The sequence below is a fragment of the Pelotomaculum propionicicum genome (assembly GCF_048984525.1).
GTDB classification, from domain to species: Bacteria; Bacillota; Desulfotomaculia; order Desulfotomaculales; family Pelotomaculaceae; genus Syntrophopropionicum; species Syntrophopropionicum propionicicum_A.
In genome coordinates this window covers 242,594-262,194 of sequence record NZ_JBMGJC010000001.1, presented here as the reverse complement: position 1 = coordinate 262,194, position 19,601 = coordinate 242,594, and the positions used below count along the sequence as shown (strand labels likewise).

At 48.4% G+C, this 19,601-nt stretch carries 20 protein-coding genes and 1 riboswitch; of the genes, 18 read left to right on the top strand and 2 right to left on the bottom strand.

The annotated features are described in order from the left end of the window. The first annotated feature begins 60 nt into the window (after window positions 1–60). The 16 genes from rny (at window position 61) to guaB (ending at window position 15,876) form a co-directional block, all read left to right on the top strand. Entirely contained in the window at window positions 61–1,599 is a 1,539-nt protein-coding gene (gene rny / locus ACOBQJ_RS01375; protein ID WP_421069911.1) for a ribonuclease Y, read from the top strand. Between the two features lie 276 nt (window positions 1,600–1,875). Further along, window positions 1,876–2,397, top strand: coding sequence for a hypothetical protein (locus ACOBQJ_RS01370; protein ID WP_421069910.1), 522 nt, complete (start codon window positions 1,876–1,878; stop codon window positions 2,395–2,397). A gap of 15 nt (window positions 2,398–2,412) precedes the next feature. After that, window positions 2,413–3,192: a TIGR00282 family metallophosphoesterase gene (locus ACOBQJ_RS01365; protein ID WP_421069909.1), complete on the top strand. Its 780-nt coding sequence runs from the start codon at window positions 2,413–2,415 to the stop codon at window positions 3,190–3,192. A gap of 148 nt (window positions 3,193–3,340) precedes the next feature. Further along, a complete protein-coding gene (gene spoVS, locus ACOBQJ_RS01360; RefSeq protein WP_134212817.1) occupies window positions 3,341–3,601 on the top strand; it encodes a stage V sporulation protein SpoVS in 261 nt (86 codons plus the stop codon). Window positions 3,602–3,762: 161 nt separating this feature from the next. Then, entirely contained in the window at window positions 3,763–4,578 is an 816-nt protein-coding gene (locus ACOBQJ_RS01355; RefSeq protein ID WP_421069908.1) for a PHP domain-containing protein, read from the top strand. A gap of 36 nt (window positions 4,579–4,614) precedes the next feature. Beyond that, complete coding sequence (locus ACOBQJ_RS01350) at window positions 4,615–5,781, top strand: LL-diaminopimelate aminotransferase (protein ID WP_421069907.1); 1,167 nt, start codon at window positions 4,615–4,617, stop codon at window positions 5,779–5,781. Window positions 5,782–6,156: 375 nt separating this feature from the next. Then, window positions 6,157–6,432, top strand: coding sequence for a translation initiation factor 2 (locus ACOBQJ_RS01345; RefSeq protein WP_421069906.1), 276 nt, complete (start codon window positions 6,157–6,159; stop codon window positions 6,430–6,432). A gap of 225 nt (window positions 6,433–6,657) precedes the next feature. Further along, window positions 6,658–6,841: riboswitch (cobalamin riboswitch) on the top strand. Window positions 6,842–6,935: 94 nt separating this feature from the next. Then, entirely contained in the window at window positions 6,936–7,490 is a 555-nt protein-coding gene (gene cobU, locus ACOBQJ_RS01340) for a bifunctional adenosylcobinamide kinase/adenosylcobinamide-phosphate guanylyltransferase (RefSeq protein WP_421070112.1), read from the top strand. 38 nt (window positions 7,491–7,528) lie between these two features. Further along, the gene (locus ACOBQJ_RS01335; RefSeq protein WP_421070111.1) at window positions 7,529–9,049 is read left to right on the top strand and encodes a cobyric acid synthase; all 1,521 of its coding nucleotides are present in this window, start codon (window positions 7,529–7,531) and stop codon (window positions 9,047–9,049) included. A gap of 25 nt (window positions 9,050–9,074) precedes the next feature. After that, a complete protein-coding gene (cbiB, locus tag ACOBQJ_RS01330; protein ID WP_421069905.1) occupies window positions 9,075–10,043 on the top strand; it encodes an adenosylcobinamide-phosphate synthase CbiB in 969 nt (322 codons plus the stop codon). A 68-nt stretch (window positions 10,044–10,111) separates the two neighbouring features. Beyond that, window positions 10,112–10,849, top strand: a complete 738-nt coding sequence (gene cobS / locus ACOBQJ_RS01325; RefSeq protein ID WP_421069904.1) for an adenosylcobinamide-GDP ribazoletransferase — start codon at window positions 10,112–10,114, stop codon at window positions 10,847–10,849. Between the two features lie 259 nt (window positions 10,850–11,108). Next, a complete protein-coding gene (gene cobD, locus ACOBQJ_RS01320) occupies window positions 11,109–12,203 on the top strand; it encodes a threonine-phosphate decarboxylase CobD (protein ID WP_421069903.1) in 1,095 nt (364 codons plus the stop codon). A 4-nt stretch (window positions 12,204–12,207) separates the two neighbouring features. Further along, window positions 12,208–12,858, top strand: coding sequence for an alpha-ribazole phosphatase (cobC, locus tag ACOBQJ_RS01315; protein ID WP_421069902.1), 651 nt, complete (start codon window positions 12,208–12,210; stop codon window positions 12,856–12,858). A 9-nt stretch (window positions 12,859–12,867) separates the two neighbouring features. Next, entirely contained in the window at window positions 12,868–13,947 is a 1,080-nt protein-coding gene (locus ACOBQJ_RS01310) for a mechanosensitive ion channel family protein (protein WP_421069901.1), read from the top strand. Between the two features lie 80 nt (window positions 13,948–14,027). Then, window positions 14,028–14,261 carry a helix-turn-helix domain-containing protein gene (locus ACOBQJ_RS01305; RefSeq protein ID WP_421069900.1) on the top strand — a complete coding sequence of 78 codons (234 nt, stop codon included), beginning with the start codon at window positions 14,028–14,030 and terminating at the stop codon, window positions 14,259–14,261. 148 nt (window positions 14,262–14,409) lie between these two features. Continuing rightward, a complete protein-coding gene (gene guaB / locus ACOBQJ_RS01300; RefSeq protein ID WP_421069899.1) occupies window positions 14,410–15,876 on the top strand; it encodes an IMP dehydrogenase in 1,467 nt (488 codons plus the stop codon). A gap of 75 nt (window positions 15,877–15,951) precedes the next feature. On the opposite strand, the gene ACOBQJ_RS01295 is transcribed toward guaB, so the two are convergent. Beyond that, the gene (locus ACOBQJ_RS01295) at window positions 15,952–16,623 is read right to left on the bottom strand and encodes a GNAT family N-acetyltransferase (protein ID WP_421069898.1); all 672 of its coding nucleotides are present in this window, start codon (window positions 16,621–16,623) and stop codon (window positions 15,952–15,954) included. 294 nt (window positions 16,624–16,917) lie between these two features. Here ACOBQJ_RS01295 and ACOBQJ_RS01290 point away from each other — a divergent pair, with 294 nt between their 5' ends. Continuing rightward, entirely contained in the window at window positions 16,918–18,315 is a 1,398-nt protein-coding gene (locus ACOBQJ_RS01290; RefSeq protein ID WP_421069897.1) for a phage-shock protein, read from the top strand. Between the two features lie 121 nt (window positions 18,316–18,436). On the opposite strand, the gene ACOBQJ_RS01285 is transcribed toward ACOBQJ_RS01290, so the two are convergent. Next, a complete protein-coding gene (locus ACOBQJ_RS01285; RefSeq protein WP_421069896.1) occupies window positions 18,437–18,850 on the bottom strand; it encodes a hypothetical protein in 414 nt (137 codons plus the stop codon). 148 nt (window positions 18,851–18,998) lie between these two features. Here ACOBQJ_RS01285 and ACOBQJ_RS01280 point away from each other — a divergent pair, with 148 nt between their 5' ends. After that, a complete protein-coding gene (locus ACOBQJ_RS01280; protein ID WP_421069895.1) occupies window positions 18,999–19,577 on the top strand; it encodes a hypothetical protein in 579 nt (192 codons plus the stop codon). The last annotated feature ends 24 nt before the right edge of the window (window positions 19,578–19,601 follow it).

Here is a 19,601-nt window from a genome sequence, read left to right as displayed (position 1 = left end):
CTCGGTGTTTTTTTTGTTGTATAGTCCTTAATATTATTTGAGACAAGGAGGTGAGTTGTTGTGGATGTAACCACTGTCATTATTATTATAGTATCCGCGCTGTTTACTTTTGTATTGGGATACTTCCTCAGGAAATACCTGGCGGAAGCTAAAATTATTTCCGCTGAGGCTGAAGCTAAAAAAATTATAGAAGAGGCCGATAAAGGAGCGGAGGCCAAGAAAAGAGAGGCCGTTCTTGAAGCCAAAGAAGAAGTGCTGAAGCTGCGCAATGACGTGGAAAGGGAAAACAGGGAGCGCAGGTCAGAATTGCAAAGGCTTGAGCGCCGTTTAGTGCAAAAGGAAGAAACCCTGGACCGCAAGGTCGATTCCATTGAAAAAAAGGAAGAAGATCTAAACAAAAAAGAATTGGAAATTGAAGCGGTAAAGACAAAGCTATCGGATATCTATAACCGGCAATTAGTAGAGCTGGAACGCATATCCGGTTTGACTTCCGAGGAAGCCAAGCAGATCCTGCTGGCTGATATTGAAAAAGAAATTCAGCATGAAGCGGCCATGATGATAAAAGACATTGAGAATAAAGCCAAGGAAGAAGGGGAAAAACGCGCCCGCGATATCATTTCCCTGGCTATTCAAAGATGTGCCGCCGATCATGTGGCTGAAGCTACCGTGGCGGTTATACCGCTGCCAAGCGATGAAATGAAGGGCCGTATTATCGGCCGTGAAGGCAGGAACATAAGAGCTTTTGAAACGCTGACCGGTATAGATTTGATTATCGACGACACTCCCGAAGCGGTTATTCTATCAGGTTTTGATCCGATCCGCAGGGAAGTGGCCAGGATCGCCCTGGAGAAGCTGATTGTCGACGGCAGGATCCACCCGGCCCGTATCGAAGAGATGGTAGAAAAGGCACAAAAGGAAGTTAATACACAGATCCGTGAAGCAGGTGAACAGGCCTCCTTTGAGACCGGTGTGCACGGGCTGCACCCCGAGATTATCACTTTGCTCGGCAGGCTTAAATTCCGTACCAGTTACGGGCAAAATGTCCTGAAGCACTCTATCGAAGTCGCCCACCTGGCAGGATTGATGGCCGCGGAGTTAGGGGCGGATATCCAGGTGGCTAAAAGAGCCGGCCTGCTGCACGATTTGGGGAAATCCGTTGACCATGAAGTGGAAGGCCCTCACGTGACTATAGGTGTTGACCTGGCCAAGAAATACCGGGAGGCGCATGAAGTTATCCATGCCATTGCCGCCCACCACGGGGATGAAGAGCCAAAAACTATTATAGCCGTCCTCGTCCAGGCCGCCGACGCGGTATCCGCGGCAAGGCCGGGCGCTCGCAGAGAGACCCTGGAATCATATATTAAACGGTTAACAAAGCTTGAAGAAATAGCCAGCTCATTCGAAGGTGTGGAAAAATCTTTTGCCATTCAGGCCGGCCGCGAAGTAAGGATCATGGTCAAGCCGGACAAAATTGACGATTTGGCCGCTGTGCGCCTGGTGCGGGAGATTACCAAGAGAATTGAAAATGAACTGGATTATCCCGGCCAGATAAAGGTAGTTATTATCCGGGAGACCAGAGTTGTAGAATACGCCAAGTAAGCGTGATAATGAAATAAATTTCTGAAATTTGTTGTGATGATATCTTCACAAGGGAAAAGGGGACATACCGGCTTATGGAAGTTCGCACCTTCCACGCAGGTATGTCCTCTTATTTATAGTATCCCGGCTGGCTCCCTACTGTGGCTCAACGCGCATCCAATATTGATTTGATCTGGAAGAATTTTTTAAAGAGCTCCAGTTTAAAAAAGCAGGAATAATCTTTATTAAACAGAATCATTTAATATTCGGCAGGTTTTTGATAAGGAAGGTGTCAGCATGGGATTCAGTTATAAAGGCGGCAGTGAAGAACTAACAGACAGCGTAGGCCTGTTGATTTCGATACTGGTGCGTTACCCGGAAGTGTCCACCGTCAACTTTGATCCGGAAAAACAATTATTGAAGTTTACATTTATATACTCACAGGTATTAGGGGATAATGAGCTTGCCAGCCTCAAAGGAAAGCTTTTGGACAGTATTGAAGCGTACAACCTGTTGGAAGGCAAAGAAACTCTTTTGGTTGCCATAAATCATAATATATGTGACAACCTGACCATGATTGAGGTGCAGCGTGATGTGCAATCCCTCGCTCAGGAGGAAATATCCCTGATAGTGGAGTTGTTCCGCCAATGCCTTAATTCCAACCTCGTGACAGAAGAAAATGATCGTCTCATCGAAGAAGACGCTATTGCCCAGGAAGAGATAATCGAACATATGCTTCAATGCATAAAAGGATCTGTGGAGAATAAATATTTGTTTGCCTTCAGGGAAGAAGGCAGGGTCCTGGTTTTTAACAAGTAACAGGAGGTCAAATCTTTGCGCCTGCTGATAATCGGCGATATAGTAGGGCGTTCCGGCCGCCGGGCTGTAAAGGTCAATGTCGGCAGTTTGAGAAAAGAATTCAACCTGGATTTTGTAATTGCAAACGGTGAGAACGCCGCCGGAGGCAAGGGTATTACAGAAGACACTGCCCGTGAACTGTTTTCAGGCGGTGTGGATATGCTTACCATGGGCAACCATGTTTGGAATAAAAGGGAGGCATTTGAATACATAGACCGGGAAACAAGGATTGTCAGGCCGGCCAATTACCCGCCGGGCTCACCCGGTCTGGGCTGGGCTGTTTATGACATGCCGGGTCATGTTAAGGTAGGTGTGATCAACCTGGCCGGGCGGATTTTTCAGGAGCCTTTGGACTGTCCTTTCCGCAAGGCTGACGAGATAATAGCTAGAATAAAAGATAAAGCCAGGATCGTAATTGTCGATTTTCATGCTGAAGCCACTTCGGAAAAAGTAGCCATGGGATGGTACCTGGCAGGCCGTGTATCAGCGGTGGTCGGCACTCATACTCATGTGCAGACCGCAGATGAAAGAATTCTCCCCGGAGGGACCGCTTATATTACTGATCTGGGCATGACCGGGCCAATGGATTCAGTTATCGGAGTCAAAAAGGAAGCCGCTGTCGGCAAGTTCATCACCCAAATTCCCCAGTATTTTGAGGTCGCCACAGGCCCTTTTCAATTTAACGCGGCCTTGATAGAAGTTAGTGAAGATACCGGCGAGGCAGTTTCTATTCAACGCATACAAAACTACGAATAAGAACATAAATAGTTAGAAAATTATGATATTATAAAAATATTTGAGTCTAATTGAAAGGAATTTTTTAGCGGTTAGCGAAATATATTTTCATACAGGGAGATCAGGAGTTCAAGTTTATACAAAGTAATGAAGGAGGTTTTCAGCAAATATGGAAGTATTAAAGGTTTCAGCTAAGTCCAACCCAAATTCTGTAGCCGGCGCCCTGGCTGGTGTGCTCCGTGAACGGGGCTGCGCTGAAATGCAAGCTATCGGCGCGGGTGCACTTAACCAAGCAGTAAAAGCTGTAGCGATAGCCAGAGGTTTTGTAGCACCGAGCGGAGTTGACCTGATCTGTATTCCTGCATTTACAGACATCATAATCGACGGGGAAGAAAGGACAGCCATCAAGCTTATTGTAGAGCCGAGATAACCAGTCAGTTGGATAAATCAGTAATAAATAAATTAATAAAAACACCTGTTTATTAAATATTAATAAACAGGTGTTGTTTTATTAAGTGATTCTCTGGTTTTTAAGACCCCAAAGCAGGTTTTAAAATAAAAAGTGTCGAAAAAAATTAGGGGTGATCAAAAATGCCGGCTGACCTCCATATACACACCACCTCGTCCGATGGCGGCTGCACGCCCGAAGAAATTGTCAGGATGGCTAAATCTATTAATTTGGAGGCTATAGCCATAACCGACCACGACACCCTTGAAGGCATCGGGCCAGCCATGAAAGCCGGCCGCACAAGTGGAGTTGAGGTGATACCGGGCATCGAGCTGGGGTCATACACACGGGGAGAAGAAATACATATCCTTGGCTACCTGGTGGAACTGGATAACCAGTCATTTCTTGAGAGGCTGGCGTATTTGCGTGAAACAAGGGTATACCGCATGGAGAGGATGGTTGAAAAACTGCAGGAGCTCGGTTTTTCCGTAACTATGGAGATGGTGACGGACATTTCAGGGAGCGGCTCGGTCGGCAGGCCTCACCTGGCCGCTGCGCTGATTAAAATCGGCACTGTGGAGACAGTTTTTGAAGCATTTGAAAAGTTTATAGGTGCGGGGCGGCCTGCCTACGTGCCCAGGTATAAAATGGAGCCTGTCGAGGCGGTTAAATTGATCAAATCAGCCGGAGGCGCTGCTGTACTCGCTCATCCGGGACTGAACGTATCGGAGCATCTTTTGTGCGAATTGATAAAAGCGGGCCTGGACGGTATCGAGGCCGACCATCCTTCTCATTCTGGAGAACAGTCCCGCTATTTTAAGCTGTTGGCCCGGCAGAAAGGCTTAATTGCTACCGGAGGGTCTGATTACCACAGCCCGGGGCATAAGGAAGGAAGCCGGTTCGGAATAGTCACTGTTCCCTACAAAGTAGTGGAGGAACTTAAAAAAAGAGTGGAATAGAACAAATTAGACAGGTTAATAACCCGGAGGTCATTAATGAATAAGGCAAAGCGCATGGACAGTCTGTCCTCAGGAATTTTTAACAATATGGATGAAAAAAAGAAAATATTTGAATCAAAAGGTATTGAGGTGATCAACCTCAGCGTGGGCAGCCCCGACCTTCCTCCCGCCCCCCATATAATAGAGGCCCTGCAGAATTCCGTGGCGAACCCATTGAATTATTCATATTCTTTGGGCGGCATGCCCCGCCTGTACGAGGCGGTGGCAGGCTGGTATAAAAAAAGGTTTGATGTTGAACTTAACGCGGAAAATGAAATACTGGCGCTGATGGGCTCACAGGACGGGCTGGCCCATCTGGCTATGGCATATATCGACCCGGGTGATATGGCACTGGTACCGGATCCCGGTTACCCTATTTACAGCTTCAGCATACAGATGGCACAGGGAGAAATTTACCCAGTCCCGCTCCTGGCTGAAAATAACTTTCTGCCTGATTTGACCGCTATTCCGGAACATATTGCAAAAAAAGCAAAAATGATGTGGATCAATTATCCTAACAACCCGACGGCCGCTTCGGCAGACAGCAATTTCTTCAGGCGTGTGGTTGACTTTGCCCGCAGGTATGATGTTTTGGTCTGCCATGATGTGGCCTATGCTGAACTGGCTTATGACAACTTTAAACCCGTGAGCTTCCTGGAGGCCGAAGGCGCCAAGGAAGTGGGAGTGGAGTTTTATTCACTGTCAAAGACTTACAATATGGCGGGCTGCAGGCTGGGTTTTGTCGTCGGGAACAGGGAGGTTGTTTCTAACCTTGCCTTAATCAAATCGAATATAGATTATGGTGTGTTTTTCGCAGTACAGGAAGCGGGTATCGCAGCCCTTAACGGGCCTCAGGACTGTGTTGCCGCCACCGCCAGGACCTACCAGCGCCGCAGAGACGTGCTGGTCGACGGCCTGGCTGAAATTGGCTGGCGCATGCCAAAACCCAGCGCGTCCATGTTCATTTGGGCGCCGCTGCCACCGGGATATTCCTCTTCTTTTGACTTTGTTTCAGATTTATTGGAGAAAGCGGGAGTAGTTGTCATTCCGGGAGGGGCTTTCGGCAGACAGGGCGAAGGTTACGTAAGAATAGCGATGGTAAAGGACGAGACGCTCCTGGCTGAAGCCGTAAAGCGGATTGGCCAGAACTTTTCTTTCAAGTAACTTAGAAATCAATTCCGCTAACTAACCACCATCAAAGTAAGAAAATGAAAACAAATAGACAGGATTAACTAGATTTAAATGGATTTACAGGATTATAAAATATTTTAAACAGAGTTAATTTGCCAAAATAACTAAGGATAATGATTCTGGGAATTTCTATTTTAATAATAATTATTGAATCCTGTAAATCTTAATAATCATGTAAATCTTGTGATATATTTTTTTAATCTTTAATCCTGTAAATCCCTGTCAAATTGTTTTTAATTTATTTTTTTGGACAACAGTAGAAGAATTATATTAGGTCATTTCGCAACCGTCTATTTGTATGACACCCGGCATATACTATGATGGGAATGCCAGGTGAGGTGATGTGGCGTGCATGACAGGACCGACCTGCCCTACCTGAAGGCCAGGGTGCGGGAACTTGAGGAAAAAGTGGAGCAGCTCAGGCTGAGCCGGCGGGTGTTGATGAATTTAATTGAAAAGATAGAAAAAGATAAAATGGGCTTTTTGAACAAGCTTGAAAAGGAAAACCGTAAGCTGCACCAGGATAATTATCGCTACGCCAAATGGCTGCTTCATAAAAACCGACAGATCGTTGAACTGGAGTCAAAACTGCATGATACAAACTCCCGCAATTCATCAAAATAGTGACTTATCCACAATTTTATTCACAATATTTCAGCAGCTGTTAGTATTATTATAATTTTACAACAATTTATTAATATCGACAGAAAAGACCTTAACGGTCTTTTTTTTGATAAAATATTAAAACGTAAGTAAACTACAGTATTGACTTTTTTCACAGCTAACTTGCTGATTTAAGGCAAATAAACCATAATCCTGAAGGAATTTTTGCAGGCGTAATAGAATATTAAAGTTATCGTTTCCACAGGCGCCACGATGTTTGGCGAACAGGGGAATCAGGTATAAGCCTGAGCGGTCCCGCCACTGTAACCGGTGCAGCAAAAAGACAAATACGCTTTCTTAAAAGATGTTCAGATGCGATTGTCTTAACTGATCGGAAGCCAGGATACCTGTCTGTGGATTCCGGCCGGAAGTCCTTCGCGGTAAAGGGGACGGCGGGTAATATTGCCCGGTATTCCTCCCCGGTCCGGCAGGCCGGGGAAATTTTTTACGGCGGGTGGGTGAGCATGAAAGGGAAACTGACACTGGTACTGGGCGGGTCGCGCAGCGGCAAAAGCGAGTTTGCCGAGAAAATAGCGGAAAGCTCAGGTAAAAATATAATTTATATCGCAACGGCGGCTGTCCGTGACGAAGAAATGGCTGAAAGGGTGAAACTGCACCGGGAGCGTCGCCCGAAAGATTGGTTTACTGTGGAGGAGGAAAAAGATGTCCTCGGGGTGCTGAGCAGGGGTGGAAAAGGAGATGTTTTTCTTCTTGATTGCGCTACCATATGGCTTACAAACCTGCTTTTTAATGGGCAGTGCTCTGAACATGAGCCGGTTGTAAGCGGAGCCAAAATATTGGAAGAGGTCGTCAGGCTTGCGGAGACAGTGGAAAACGGCCTTGACCTGATAATTGTTTCCAACGAGGTGGGGCTCGGCATTATCCCGGAACACCCTTTAGGCAGGCTCTTCAGGGACCTGGCCGGCAAAGCCAACCAGGTCCTGGCGGCGAAAGCCGATAGTGTCTATCTGGTAGTCGCGGGGATCCCCCTGGAAATAAAAAGCCAGCCGCAAAATTAGTTATAAACGGAGTGATTGCTATCAAAGCCAGGACAATTATGATCCAGGGCACCGCTTCCCATGTGGGTAAGAGTGTTCTGGTCGCTGCACTGTGCCGTATATTTGTGCGTGATGGATTTCGTGTGGCGCCTTTTAAGTCACAGAATATGGCCCTAAATTCCTTTGTTACCAAAGACGGCGGAGAAATGGGCCGGGCGCAGGTGGTACAGGCAGAGGCAGCCTGCATCGACCCCACGGTGGATATGAACCCGATTTTATTAAAACCTACCGGCAACGCTTCTTCGCAGGTAATAGTTCTGGGCAGGCCCGTAGGGAATTTTTCAGCGCAGCAGTATCACCTTGATTATGCTCCCAGAGCCCTGCAGGTTATCGAGGAGGCTTTAAACCGGCTGCGTTCCAACTTTGATATTGTTGTAATTGAAGGCGCCGGCAGCCCGGCCGAGGTAAACCTGCAGGAGCATGAAATAGTTAATATGCGCATCGCCAGGATGGCAGAGGCACCGGTACTGCTTGTTGCCGATATAGACAAGGGGGGCGCGCTGGCGTCTGTTGTCGGCACCATGGAACTGGTTTCAGAGGAGGACCGCGCGCGTATAGCCGGTTTTATAATTAACAAATTCCGGGGCGATCTGAGCCTTTTTCAGCCTGCCGTGGACTTCCTCGAGCGGAAAACCGGACGGCCGGTCTTTGGGGTGGTGCCTTATTTCCAGGGTTTCAGGGTCCAGGAGGAAGATACTATCTCTGAAGACCGGGGAACAGCAGAGGTGGCTGCGGAGGATGAGTGGCTGAATATAGCTGTCGTTCACCTGCCTCACATATCCAACTTTACCGATTTTGATCCGCTGGAAGACGAACCTGATGTCAGGATGAGCTATGTCGGCAGGGGGAACCGCCTGGGCAGGCCGGACCTGGTTATAATACCTGGCAGTAAAAATACTATTGAAGACCTGTACTTCTTAAAACGTTCCGGCTTGGCGGCCAGGATCGTGGAGCTCAACCGGGCCGGGACCCCTGTTATCGGTATCTGTGGCGGATTCCAGATACTCGGCGCAGAATTAAGCGACCCGCTCCATACTGAATCAGAAATCCCGCGCATGGAAGGCCTGGGGCTTCTTAATATATCCACAACATTTTACAGTGAAAAAGTTACCACCCAGGTGGAAGCGGAAGTGGCGGGGGCGGGGCCGCTGCTCGGGGGGACAAAAGGCAGCCGGGTCTCCGGTTACGAGATACACATGGGCAAGACCGAGCTGGCGGTTGGTGTTCACCCTGCTTTCAGAGTAACTGAGAGCTCCGGCCGGGAAGCTAGTTCACCTGACGGGGCGGTAAGCCGGGACGGCCTGGTTTTCGGCACATACATCCACGGCATCTTTGACAGCAGCGATTTCAGGCGGCGAGTCCTCAACAACCTGCGCGCCAGAAAGGGCTTAAGGCCGCTTGAGCCGGCCACGTCGATACCGGCGTTTGAACAGCGCCATAAAGACCTGGACAAACTGGCCGCGGTGGTGCGGGGCAGCTTGGATATGGAAAAGGTCTATGCCCTCATGGGATTAAAATAAATTTTACGGACATAGGTAATCAGTTATGCTGGAAAATATAGGTTTGTTTGTATTGCTGGCGTTTCTGTTGGACCTGCTGGTGGGGGACCCGGCCTGGATTCCACATCCGGTGGTGCTAATCGGAAAAGCAATCGAAATAATGGAGCGACTGTTCCGACGGGTTTCCCAAAACCCGGCCGCTTTAAAAATTACGGGCCTCCTGACCGCGATAATTATTGTGGGCGCGAGCTGGGGACTGACCTGCCTGCTGGCGCGCTGGGCATTCAGCATAAATTACTGGGCCGGCGCGATTTTGTCTATCTGGCTCATTTCGACTACGATAGCGGCGCGCGGCCTGTCAAGGGCGGCCGGGGAAATTTACATCCTGCTGCAAAACGAAAATCTGGCTGAAGCCCGCCGCAAAGTAGGGATGATCGTTGGCCGTGACACAAGTCAAATGGAGCCAGGGTCTGTAATCAGGGCGTCAGTGGAAACTGTGGCTGAAAACATAGTGGACGGTGTCGTGGCGCCTCTTTTCTACGCTTTTATCGGCGGCGCCCCCCTGGCCATGGCATACCGTGCCGTCAACACCCTTGACTCGATGCTGGGTTATAAAAATGAACGCTACATTAACTTTGGCATGGCTTCAGCGAGGCTTGACGACATTGCCAATTATATACCCGCCCGTTTGACAGGGCTGTTTTTGCCGGCAGCAGCCTGGATACTCAGGATGAGCGCCAAAGGAGCGCTGCAGGCGGTATTGAGGGACGCGTCAGGTCATCCCAGCCCCAACAGCGGCATCCCCGAGGCGGCTGTTGCCGGCGCACTTGGAGTGCGGCTGGGAGGAATGAACTACTACAACGGACGCGGCTCATTCAGGGCTTACATGGGTAAGCCTCTGACGCCCCTGGCGCCTGACCATATAAAACAGACGGTGAAACTCATGTACCTCTCTTCATCGATAGCGGTATTCACTGGATTGCTTGTTTTCTTTTTTGCCAGGCGGCTTTTTTAAAAAGAAATATTAGAACCAGGGCACCTTAAGTATTTTGTTGCCTTCGCGGAAAGGGATGAATATATTTATTGAAGAGCCTTATATTCGCGCTGCAGCACTTAACCAGGCTGCCCCTGCCCCACGTGACTTTCGACGAGGCATCCTGCGGCCGGGCCACGGCGTTTTTTCCGGTGGCAGGCGCTGTAATAGGCGCTGTAATGGCGGCTGTGGCCTGGGCGGCGGGACTGTATTTGCCGATTAACCTGCAGGCTTCTCTCTTAATTGTGCTAATGGTTGTGTTAACCGGGGGAATCCACCTGGACGGCTTTATGGACAGCATCGACGGTTTATTCAGCGGCCGCCCAAGAGAAAGAAAGCTCGAAATCATGCGGGACAGCAGGGTGGGCGCTTTCGGCGTGATCGGGGCAATTTGCCTGCTGCTGTTTAAATTCAACCTTCTGGCGGGGATCCCCGGCCATGTGCTGGTTAAGCTTCTGGTGGCGGTGCCTGCTATAAGCCGCTGGAACATGACCCTGGCAGTATTTGTTTTTCCTTACGCCAGGCAGGAAGGGCTTGGAACAATCTATAAGAAATACTGCGGTAAAAAGGAGATGCTGCTGGCAACAGTATTAGCGGGCGCTGCCGCCGCGACGGCGCTTGGCTTGCACGGTGCCCTGCTGATGGCTTTGGGAGGCTTCATAACGTACCTGGCAGGAAGTAAGATCAGCAAAGAATTAGGAGGCCTCACTGGTGATATATATGGTTTTATCAACGAGCTAAGTGAGGTATTGCTGCTGCTTGCCGCCTATATGTTGTTATTAAAGTGAGCAGAGCCTTTAACAACGAACGCATATCGTTAATAGATACTATGACAGCGGAATGGGGACACACCGTTTGGGACGTGAGAAATGAGATGTGAGACGTGAGAATGCATGACATTTTAAAGGGTTTTAAGACCCTGAAGAAATGCAGGATAAGATATACTCACGACTCACGACTCAATTACCCCACGTCCAACGTCCCACGACCCACGACTCAATTAATGTCCCCGATAGAGGATAGATTAGGGGAAGGGAGCTAGATCTGTTGCAGCAACTTGAACATATTCACGGGGGCAATATTACCCTGGCGTCAAGAAAATACGGGCTGCCCAAAGAGAAAATAATTGATTTCAGCGCGAACATCAATCCCCTGGGGCCCTCAAAAAAGATCTATGACGCCATAACAAGCAACCTTGACGCAATTGTAAATTACCCTGATCCGGACTGCACTGAATTAAAGGATACCCTGGCAGATTACCTGGGAATTGACAGGGATCTGCTTTTGCTGGGTAACGGCGCGGCGGAACTGATTTATCTTCTGGTACGCGTAATGGGGTGTAAAAAGGCGCTGATCCCGGTCCCGTCTTTTTGCGAGTACGGTCTTGCGGTCCTAAGCCAGGGCGGTGAAGTAATTGAGGTCGAAATGGATGAGGAAGAAGGGTTTAGCCTTCCGGCCGAGAAAATAATAAAACTCATACCTCAGGCCGACATGCTTTTTATCTGCACTCCCAATAACCCCACCGGGCGCCTGGTTGAAAAACGCGCCATAGAACAGATACTCGAACGGTCCGCCGCCCACGGTGTACTGGTCGTGGTAGACGAAGCTTTTATGGATTTTGTGCCGCAGCGGGCCTTGTATTCCATGATGCCCGCCGTGGGGAGTTCCGCCAACCTGGCGGTGCTGTATTCCCTGACCAAGTTTTTCGGCATACCGGGGCTGCGGCTGGGCTCCATAGCCGCCCCGAAAGACATAATTAAAAGGATGGACGCCTCAAAAGATCCGTGGAATGTGAATATCCTGGCCCAGGCCGCTGGCCTGGCGGGTCTCAACGACCTGGAACATATGGAGCGTACCAACGCGCTGGTAAACAGGGAAAAATCATTTCTCTTTGAAGAACTGCAGAATATCCCCGGCTTGTGCCCCCTGCAGGGCGCGGCTAATTTTATCCTGCTGAATATAAGCGAAAGCGGACTCAAATCAGGTGAATTAACAGAACTGCTGGGCAGGCGCGGCATCCTGGTCAGGGACTGTTACGGTTTCAGCGGGCTTGCCGGCCGCTACATCAGGTTAGCGGTAAAAAACAGGCCGGAAAACGAAATCCTTATTGCAGCGATAAAGGATATACTGGGAGGAAGATAATATAATGAGCTGCCGTATTTACATGGTCAGACATGGAGAGACTGATTGGAACGCCACGTCAAGATTACAGGGCCATTCCAACGTGCCGCTGTCTGAACGGGGACGCCGCCAGGCCGAGCAGCTGGGTAGACGTCTTGCGGCATTGAAATTTGACGCATTCTACGCCAGTGACCTGGTCAGGGCTTATGAAACGGCCAGGATCATCGCGCTGCATCACAACAACCAGGATATAAAGACGCTGCCGCAGCTGAGAGAGTTGAATTTTGGCCGCTGGGAAGGGCTCAGCATCAACGAGATACAGGGGCAGTACCCGGAAGAAATAAAGCAGTGGTGGGAGACACCCCTGCTGACCAGGATACCGGGTGGCGAGTCGCTGGATGAAGTGGTGAAAAGGACTGTCACGGCTGTGAAAAAAATTGTGGAGTCTCACGGCGACGGCAATGTCGTACTGGTATCCCACGGCGGTGTAATCCGTAGTGTCGTTGGCACTGTGCTGGGCATGGATATGAATAAATACTGGCGTCTTCGCCAGGATAACGCCTGCTTGAATATAATTGATTTCCCTGAATGGGATAAGGGCATACTTATGCTTTTTAATGACCGCTCCCACCTTGAAATTGCTTATGACTGCCTGTCTGACGCCGGACGCAAATAGGAGCTGTAAATGTCTAATATGTGGTCTTACCTTATCAGCTATCAAAACAATTTGTTGATAATCGGGAAAGCTGCCCTGTGCCTTCTGTTTTCCATCATTTTCGCCTGGCTGCTGGGCAAACTGTGGGATGTTGTTGCCGGCAGGCTGGCCGCCCGTTCCAGCATCGAGATATATAAAAGGCTGGTCAAAGCTTCTCACCGTTACCTGGTGATATTTACCTTCTTGTTTTTTGTGAAGTTTACTTTGGGTTATCTGGGGCCTGCTCCCGGACAGGCGTTTTTTGGCGCCCTGGACAAGTTGTTTTACACAGCAATGGTGATTGTCCTCGCCCTCCTGGTCGACCTGGCGGTACACGTCGCTGTTGACTGGTATTCCAGGGAGTATTACAGCAGGACTCAGGGTTCGCTGGAGCAATTTCTGCCGTTGATAAGACAGCTGGCCAGGCTGGTTATCTATTTTATCGCTTTTACCTTCATCCTCGAATATTTCGGCAAAAACATTACCGGGCTTATTGCCACAGCCGGTGTGGCTTCTCTGGCTATTGCGCTCGCCGCCCAGGAGACATTAAGCAATATGTTTGCCGGGCTGATGATTATGCTGGACCGCCCGTTCAGGCCTGGTGACAGGATTGAGCTGGACAAGGGGCATGTCGGTGATGTGATCCAGATCGGGACCAGGACGACCAGGATCCTGACCCCCGAAAACAATGTGATAGTGGTGCCGAATAAGGACCTGGCCAACAGCAGGATTGTCAACCACGTTTTTCCGACTCCGGATATCGGCGTGACCATGGAGGTCAGGGTGGCCTATGGTTCTGATATTAATGTAGTCAAGGCAGTCTTAAAAGAAATCCTTGCCGGCAACGCCAGGGTATTAAAAGAGCCCGAACCGGGCGTGTTTTTTACAGCTTACGGGATTTCCTCATTGAACCTTTCCATCAGCTTCACGATAGAAAACTACCGGGATCGCCTGGGGGTCATCGATGAGTTGAATATGAGCATCAAAGAGAGGTTTGAAAAGGAAGGCATTGAAATTCCTTATCCGCGCAGTGATGTTTTCCTGGTTGGCAAAGAAGGGGAAAGTAAATAGGCTGAACATATCAAAAACAGTATACGTATTAATTGCCTCCAGGCGGAAAATATATAATAAAAACTGGGGGTGTTTTTATTATGGATGAAAGCGATTCCTTTATAGTGAGCAGGGTGCCCTGGAGTTCGGAGCCAAGCCTGAAAGAAATGGTCGGCGAGGTGGGAGTGGACGTCGACCGCTTCATAGACGGGATAAAGAATGATAAAACCGATACGGAGATGGCGGAAGAATTTGATGTATCAGAAAAACTTATATATCACCTGAGAGACCATTTCTACACCCACGGCGTCGATTCAGTGATGGGACAGGACTAAAATGCCTGTTATAAGCATTTATACCCGTTTTTTATTGTTTCGAAGCATATCCTGTCAGACTAAATTTGCTTGTACATCCCCGCGATAACTGTGCTATAATAAACAAATACTAATTTGCTTGAAAATTATCGCAAGGGGGAGAGAGCAAATGTGGCCGGATAAATTTAGCAGAGAAGGTCTCACTTTTGACGATGTTATGCTCATTCCTGCAGCCGCGGAAGTCCAGCCTAGGGACGTCGACACTACGACAAATCTTACCAAAGAGTTAAAGCTGAATATTCCGCTGATGAGTGCCGGCATGGACACTGTTACCGAATCAAGAATGGCTATTGCTATCGCCCGTGAGGGCGGTATCGGCGTTATCCATAAAAATATGCCAATAGAGCGCCAGGCTCTTGAAGTGGACCGGGTAAAACGTTCAGAACACGGAATAATCGCAGATCCGATCTACCTTTCACCTGACAGCCTGGTTAGTGAGGCGCTGGTATTAATGGAAAGGTACCGCATTTCCGGAGTGCCGATAACTGTAGATGGAAAACTTGTCGGTATCCTTACCAACCGGGACCTCCGCTTTGAACGTGATTTCACAAAGAGAATAGAAGAAGTGATGACTAAGGAAAACCTGGTTACCGCGCCCCTGGGCACGACGGTGGACCAGGCCAAAGAAATTCTAAAACAGTATAAGATAGAAAAGCTGCCGATTGTAGATGATAAGTTTATGCTGCGGGGACTCGTAACGATAAAAGACATTGAAAAAACCCGCCAGTACCCCAACTCGGCGAAGGATAAGAGAGGCCGGCTGATCGCGGCGGCAGCGGTCGGTGTTACCTCCGACACCATGGACAGGGTGGAGGCGCTGGTGAAGGCAAATGTAGACGCTCTGGTAGTTGATACTGCACACGGTCACACCAGGGGAGTAATGGACCTGGTAGCCAGGATAAAGGACAAATACCCTGAAGTCGCGGTGATCGCCGGAAATGTGGCCACCTCCGAAGGGACAAGGGACTTGATCAAGGCAGGCGCGGATGCTGTTAAGGTAGGCATGGGCCCCGGATCTATATGTACAACCAGGGTTATTGCCGGGATTGGCGTGCCCCAGGTGACAGCCATATACGACTGCGCCATTGAAGCAAATAAAGCCGGCATCCCGATCATAGCCGACGGCGGCATTAAGTATTCGGGAGATATAACCAAAGCCATAGGGGCGGGTGCGGATGTGGTAATGCTCGGCAGCCTGCTGGCGGGCACCGAGGAGAGCCCCGGAGACATTGAAATTTACCAGGGCCGCAGCTACAAGGTATATCGCGGCATGGGTTCCCTGGCGGCTATGAAAGGCGGCAGCAAAGACCGTTATTTTCAGGCTGAGACAGAAAGCGATAACAAGCTTGTGCCTGAGGGAGTGGAAGGCAGGGTCCCCTTCAAAGGCTCTCTATCTGAAACAGTATATCAATTGATTGGCGGGCTAAGAGCGGGGATGGGCTACGTGGGCACCCGCGACATCCATGAGCTGAAGACCAAGTCCAGGTTTATGCGTTGCACCGCCGCGGGGCTGAAGGAAAGCCACCCGCACGATGTAACCATAACCAAAGAAGCTCCCAATTACAGCCTGAAATAAATAAGCCCGGATACAAAAAATCCGGGAGTGAAAAATCAATTAAAAGCCTGCTTTGCCTTACGGCAAGCAGGCTTTTTAATGTAATTCAGCCCTTCCTTCAAACAGCATATCCTCAAACAGCGCTATGTCTTTTGTGCTGACACGCTTTCCGTACCTTACCATCAAGACGTTAGCAGGATGTTCCGTAATGTCGGGGTCATCAGTCGCGCGTCTTTTAAGGCTGACCATCCCAAAAAGCTTCTCCAGCATCTTCTGGTATTCAAAAATCTCCAGTCCGCTGCCTTTTAAGTCCCAGTGCCAGCAAAATTCAAGAGTGACTATGATAAATTCTTCCATGGCCGGGTTGTTAAAGGCCTCCTTCAGCAAAGCCTCTGCGATGCCTTTTTTTCTCCAGTCAGGACTGATCTCGATGCCGCCGAGTTCCAATACTTTTGGATGCTTGCTCCACCTGAAATATGACTCCGGGTAGTGGAATGTGACATAGCCAATGATTTCACGGCCCGAACGGGCAATGTAGATCATCCCATCAGGCAGTTTGGATATTGAAATAAGCGCTTTTTTCTGGTCCTCCGCCGGCCGGAAATTTGTTAGCTTCCGGTTAATATTGAGGTTTTCAAGGGATTTTGATACTACCGGCCCCTCCAAAAAATATTCTTTTGTTGAGTTCATGGGACTTTCGATCTCGCAACAGGCAAGGATCATGACTTCACCCCTAATCTGTATGAGGGAGGCATTCCATTCAGCCATAAAAACAACCGCTCGCGGGCGATTTTTATCAATAATTAGTAAATGGTTTAACCGTTAAAGTATAGTATATAACCATCCAACCCTGTATAACAACCATTTACTTTATTATATTGCAACCTGGTGTTTTTAATCAACTGTAATATTGCTTCTTTTGCCGATTTTTTCTTGAGAATTTTGTTGAATAATTAATAAATAAATTTACAATTATTTCTATGGAAAATAAAGGAATATTGAAATCTCAAATGAATTTATTATTAAAACAGCTATACTTGCAAGGTAGGTGAGACATGCAAAATGGGTGGGAAGCTTAATTCCCTGACTGATGTTCTAAAGAAAACTCTGTTCTTCTTTGAAGCCCTGTCTGTAGCAGAGCTGGCGCCTCATGTACAAAGAAAAATGCTGAAGGATTATTCCCTGTCGCAGGTTGAGGAAAGAGTTAATCTTTGTTTGAATCAAAACCCATGTTTTTACAAGGAAAAAGACAATTGGCGTCTGGATTTGGAAGGGAATAAAGAGAATGACCAGTTTTATTCACTTCTCCTTAAGAAAGGCCAGTCTTTAAACCTGCGGGAAATCTTAAAAAACGCTAATAACAAGAAGAAGAAAGTAAAAAAAATTATATCAGAGGAGGTCTGCCTGATCTCTGACGGCAGGTTCATCCAGCTGGATAACGGCTATTGGGGATTGACTGAATGGGAAGTTGAAACAAGCCATTACTCTTTGAAAAACCTGTTGATAAAAGCTATGAAAATACACCCCGGAGGCCTTTCGCTGCAGCAGCTTCACCAATTGATTAATTCCTGGCGCAGTACTGACATCAAGACACTGGAAGGGGTGTTGAAAAAGTTTTCATATTTTGAAATGGCGGGTGAGGGTGTCTGGTCGTATAACCCTGCCGCCAGGGTGCTGTATGAGGACCTGTTAAAAAAATTTCTCGGCGTTGTGAACAGGCAAAAATATCGCTGGCACCGTGACCGGTCATGCTGGAAAAACAAGCTTGATTCAATGCAAAAACATGTGCAGGAAGCGGTTTCAGGGCAGCGGGAAACAGCGGCGGCCCTGGCAGAAAAAATGGAATTGGCCGGCCAGCATGAATACTTGTTAACCCAGATGGCTGAAAAGGACCTTCTCCTGTCGCTGCGCAAAAGAGAAATACTGCGCTACAGGGAGCACCTGGCAAAACTTGAGGCTAAGGCTAACAGCATTTTATACCAGTGCCGTCTCTGGGTAAAACGGACAAAGGAGGCGCATGAGGAGGCAGCGAGGCTGAAGGAACTGCTGGCCAAAAACCATGGCAACCTGGAGGGCTTGTTTACAAAACTGCAGCATTACAAGGAAAGGGACAGGGAAAACAAATTAAAGCTGGCTGAAATAAAAGAGCAGCACGGCATTAAAATAGCTGAACTGCAAACAGAAATAATTGATTTAAAGCAGAAAATAGAGAGAGAGAAATCCTCTGCCGTTATAGAAAACAGAAGGCTTAAGGAAGAAATAAAAGACCTCAGTAACGACTTATTGAAGACCCTTAAATCGGAAGAGGATTTCCAGCGCTCTTACATGTTAGCTCAACAGGAGCTGGCAGCCGCCAGGGAAGGATACAAAAGGCTGGAAAGACGGATGAAAAATCCCCTGGTATTTATTATTCTTAAAGTATGTTCGTTTTTTGACAGACGCTCCAAACAATCGGTTTAATGCCGACTACCCCCTAACAACGCCCGCAAGGGCGTTTTTTTATACCCCCGGGGAGTCAAGAAGACGTTCATTTGGTTTCTTTTCCTGGCTGTCCGCTTACAGCGGGCACGAATGGTTTTTTTCAGGTAAATTGAAAAACAGGTGTGTTGTAATGTTGGTAAGGTCCCGGAAGTCCGTCAACTCTTTTAAAACCCAATTCACCCGCTCTTTGCGGATTTAAATGCCCGGACTGGCAGGAAGGGTATAATTTGGGCGGCACTTCATATCCTTTCGAGGCGGGCGCTGGCTGCCGGAACTGGTATATGCCCGGCGCTATTTCTTTAAACCCGCCGATAACATCCTTGCCGGCAGAATTTTCAGCAGCTTTCCCTGGCAGATTGCCCGATTGAACTTCTTTATGGCACTGTTGTTTTTGCTCACGCTTCATGGTGCTGTCTTTAAGGCAGTCTCTTTTATCTTCTAAGGCTTCTTGTCGGGAAGAAAGGTATCTTTCCAGGGCCTGCCGGTAAGGGTTAAAATAAACTCTGCGAAACAATTGGATCACCTCGAAATATCCTATGCGTTATTTTCAAAAAAGTTATACATAATTTTTCCTGGAATAACCTCACCAATCTTTGTGAGTTGGCATATTTTGTATTGACAGGTAATGATTAACCCAGTTATAAGAGGAGGGCTTTGAATTTATGGAAATGGAAAGCTTGAGAAATTTTGAGACTATCTGTATCGAGGTGCCAAAGGTATACGATTTTTGTTTCCAGGCGGAGCGCCGCGAAAATATCTGTACTCCCTTGAATACCTTTATGCCTCCGACGGGCGCCACAGTGAGATGTACCATCAAGAACGCCACCTGCAGCGAGGTCAGCCGGTCCGAGCCTAACGAGTCGGGCAGGGCAAACGTAACTTTCGCAGTGGTGGTCACCTACAAGCTTGAAATATTGAATACTGAGGGAGAAGTAGTACAAACATTCAGGGGGCTGACCTTCAGCTTCACCAAGACAGTAGTCCTCTGCGCGCCAGAGGGAACCTTCACGAACTGCGAGATTGTCAATGCCGCCTGCGGGCCGTGCCTGATCCTCGGCAATCAAATCTGCTGCACCTTTGACCTCTGTATTGTCATCCAGTCCGTGGCAATAGTAAAAATCCTTATCCCCAGCTTTGGCTTCTGCACGCCGGCTCTTTGCGAACAAGTATCGCCTGAAGGCCCGTTCGTGTGTCCTCCAACGTTATTCCCGCCGCAATGCCCGCCTTTAGCGGGACGCTAGATATTAGGAGCGGTTTATCCGCTC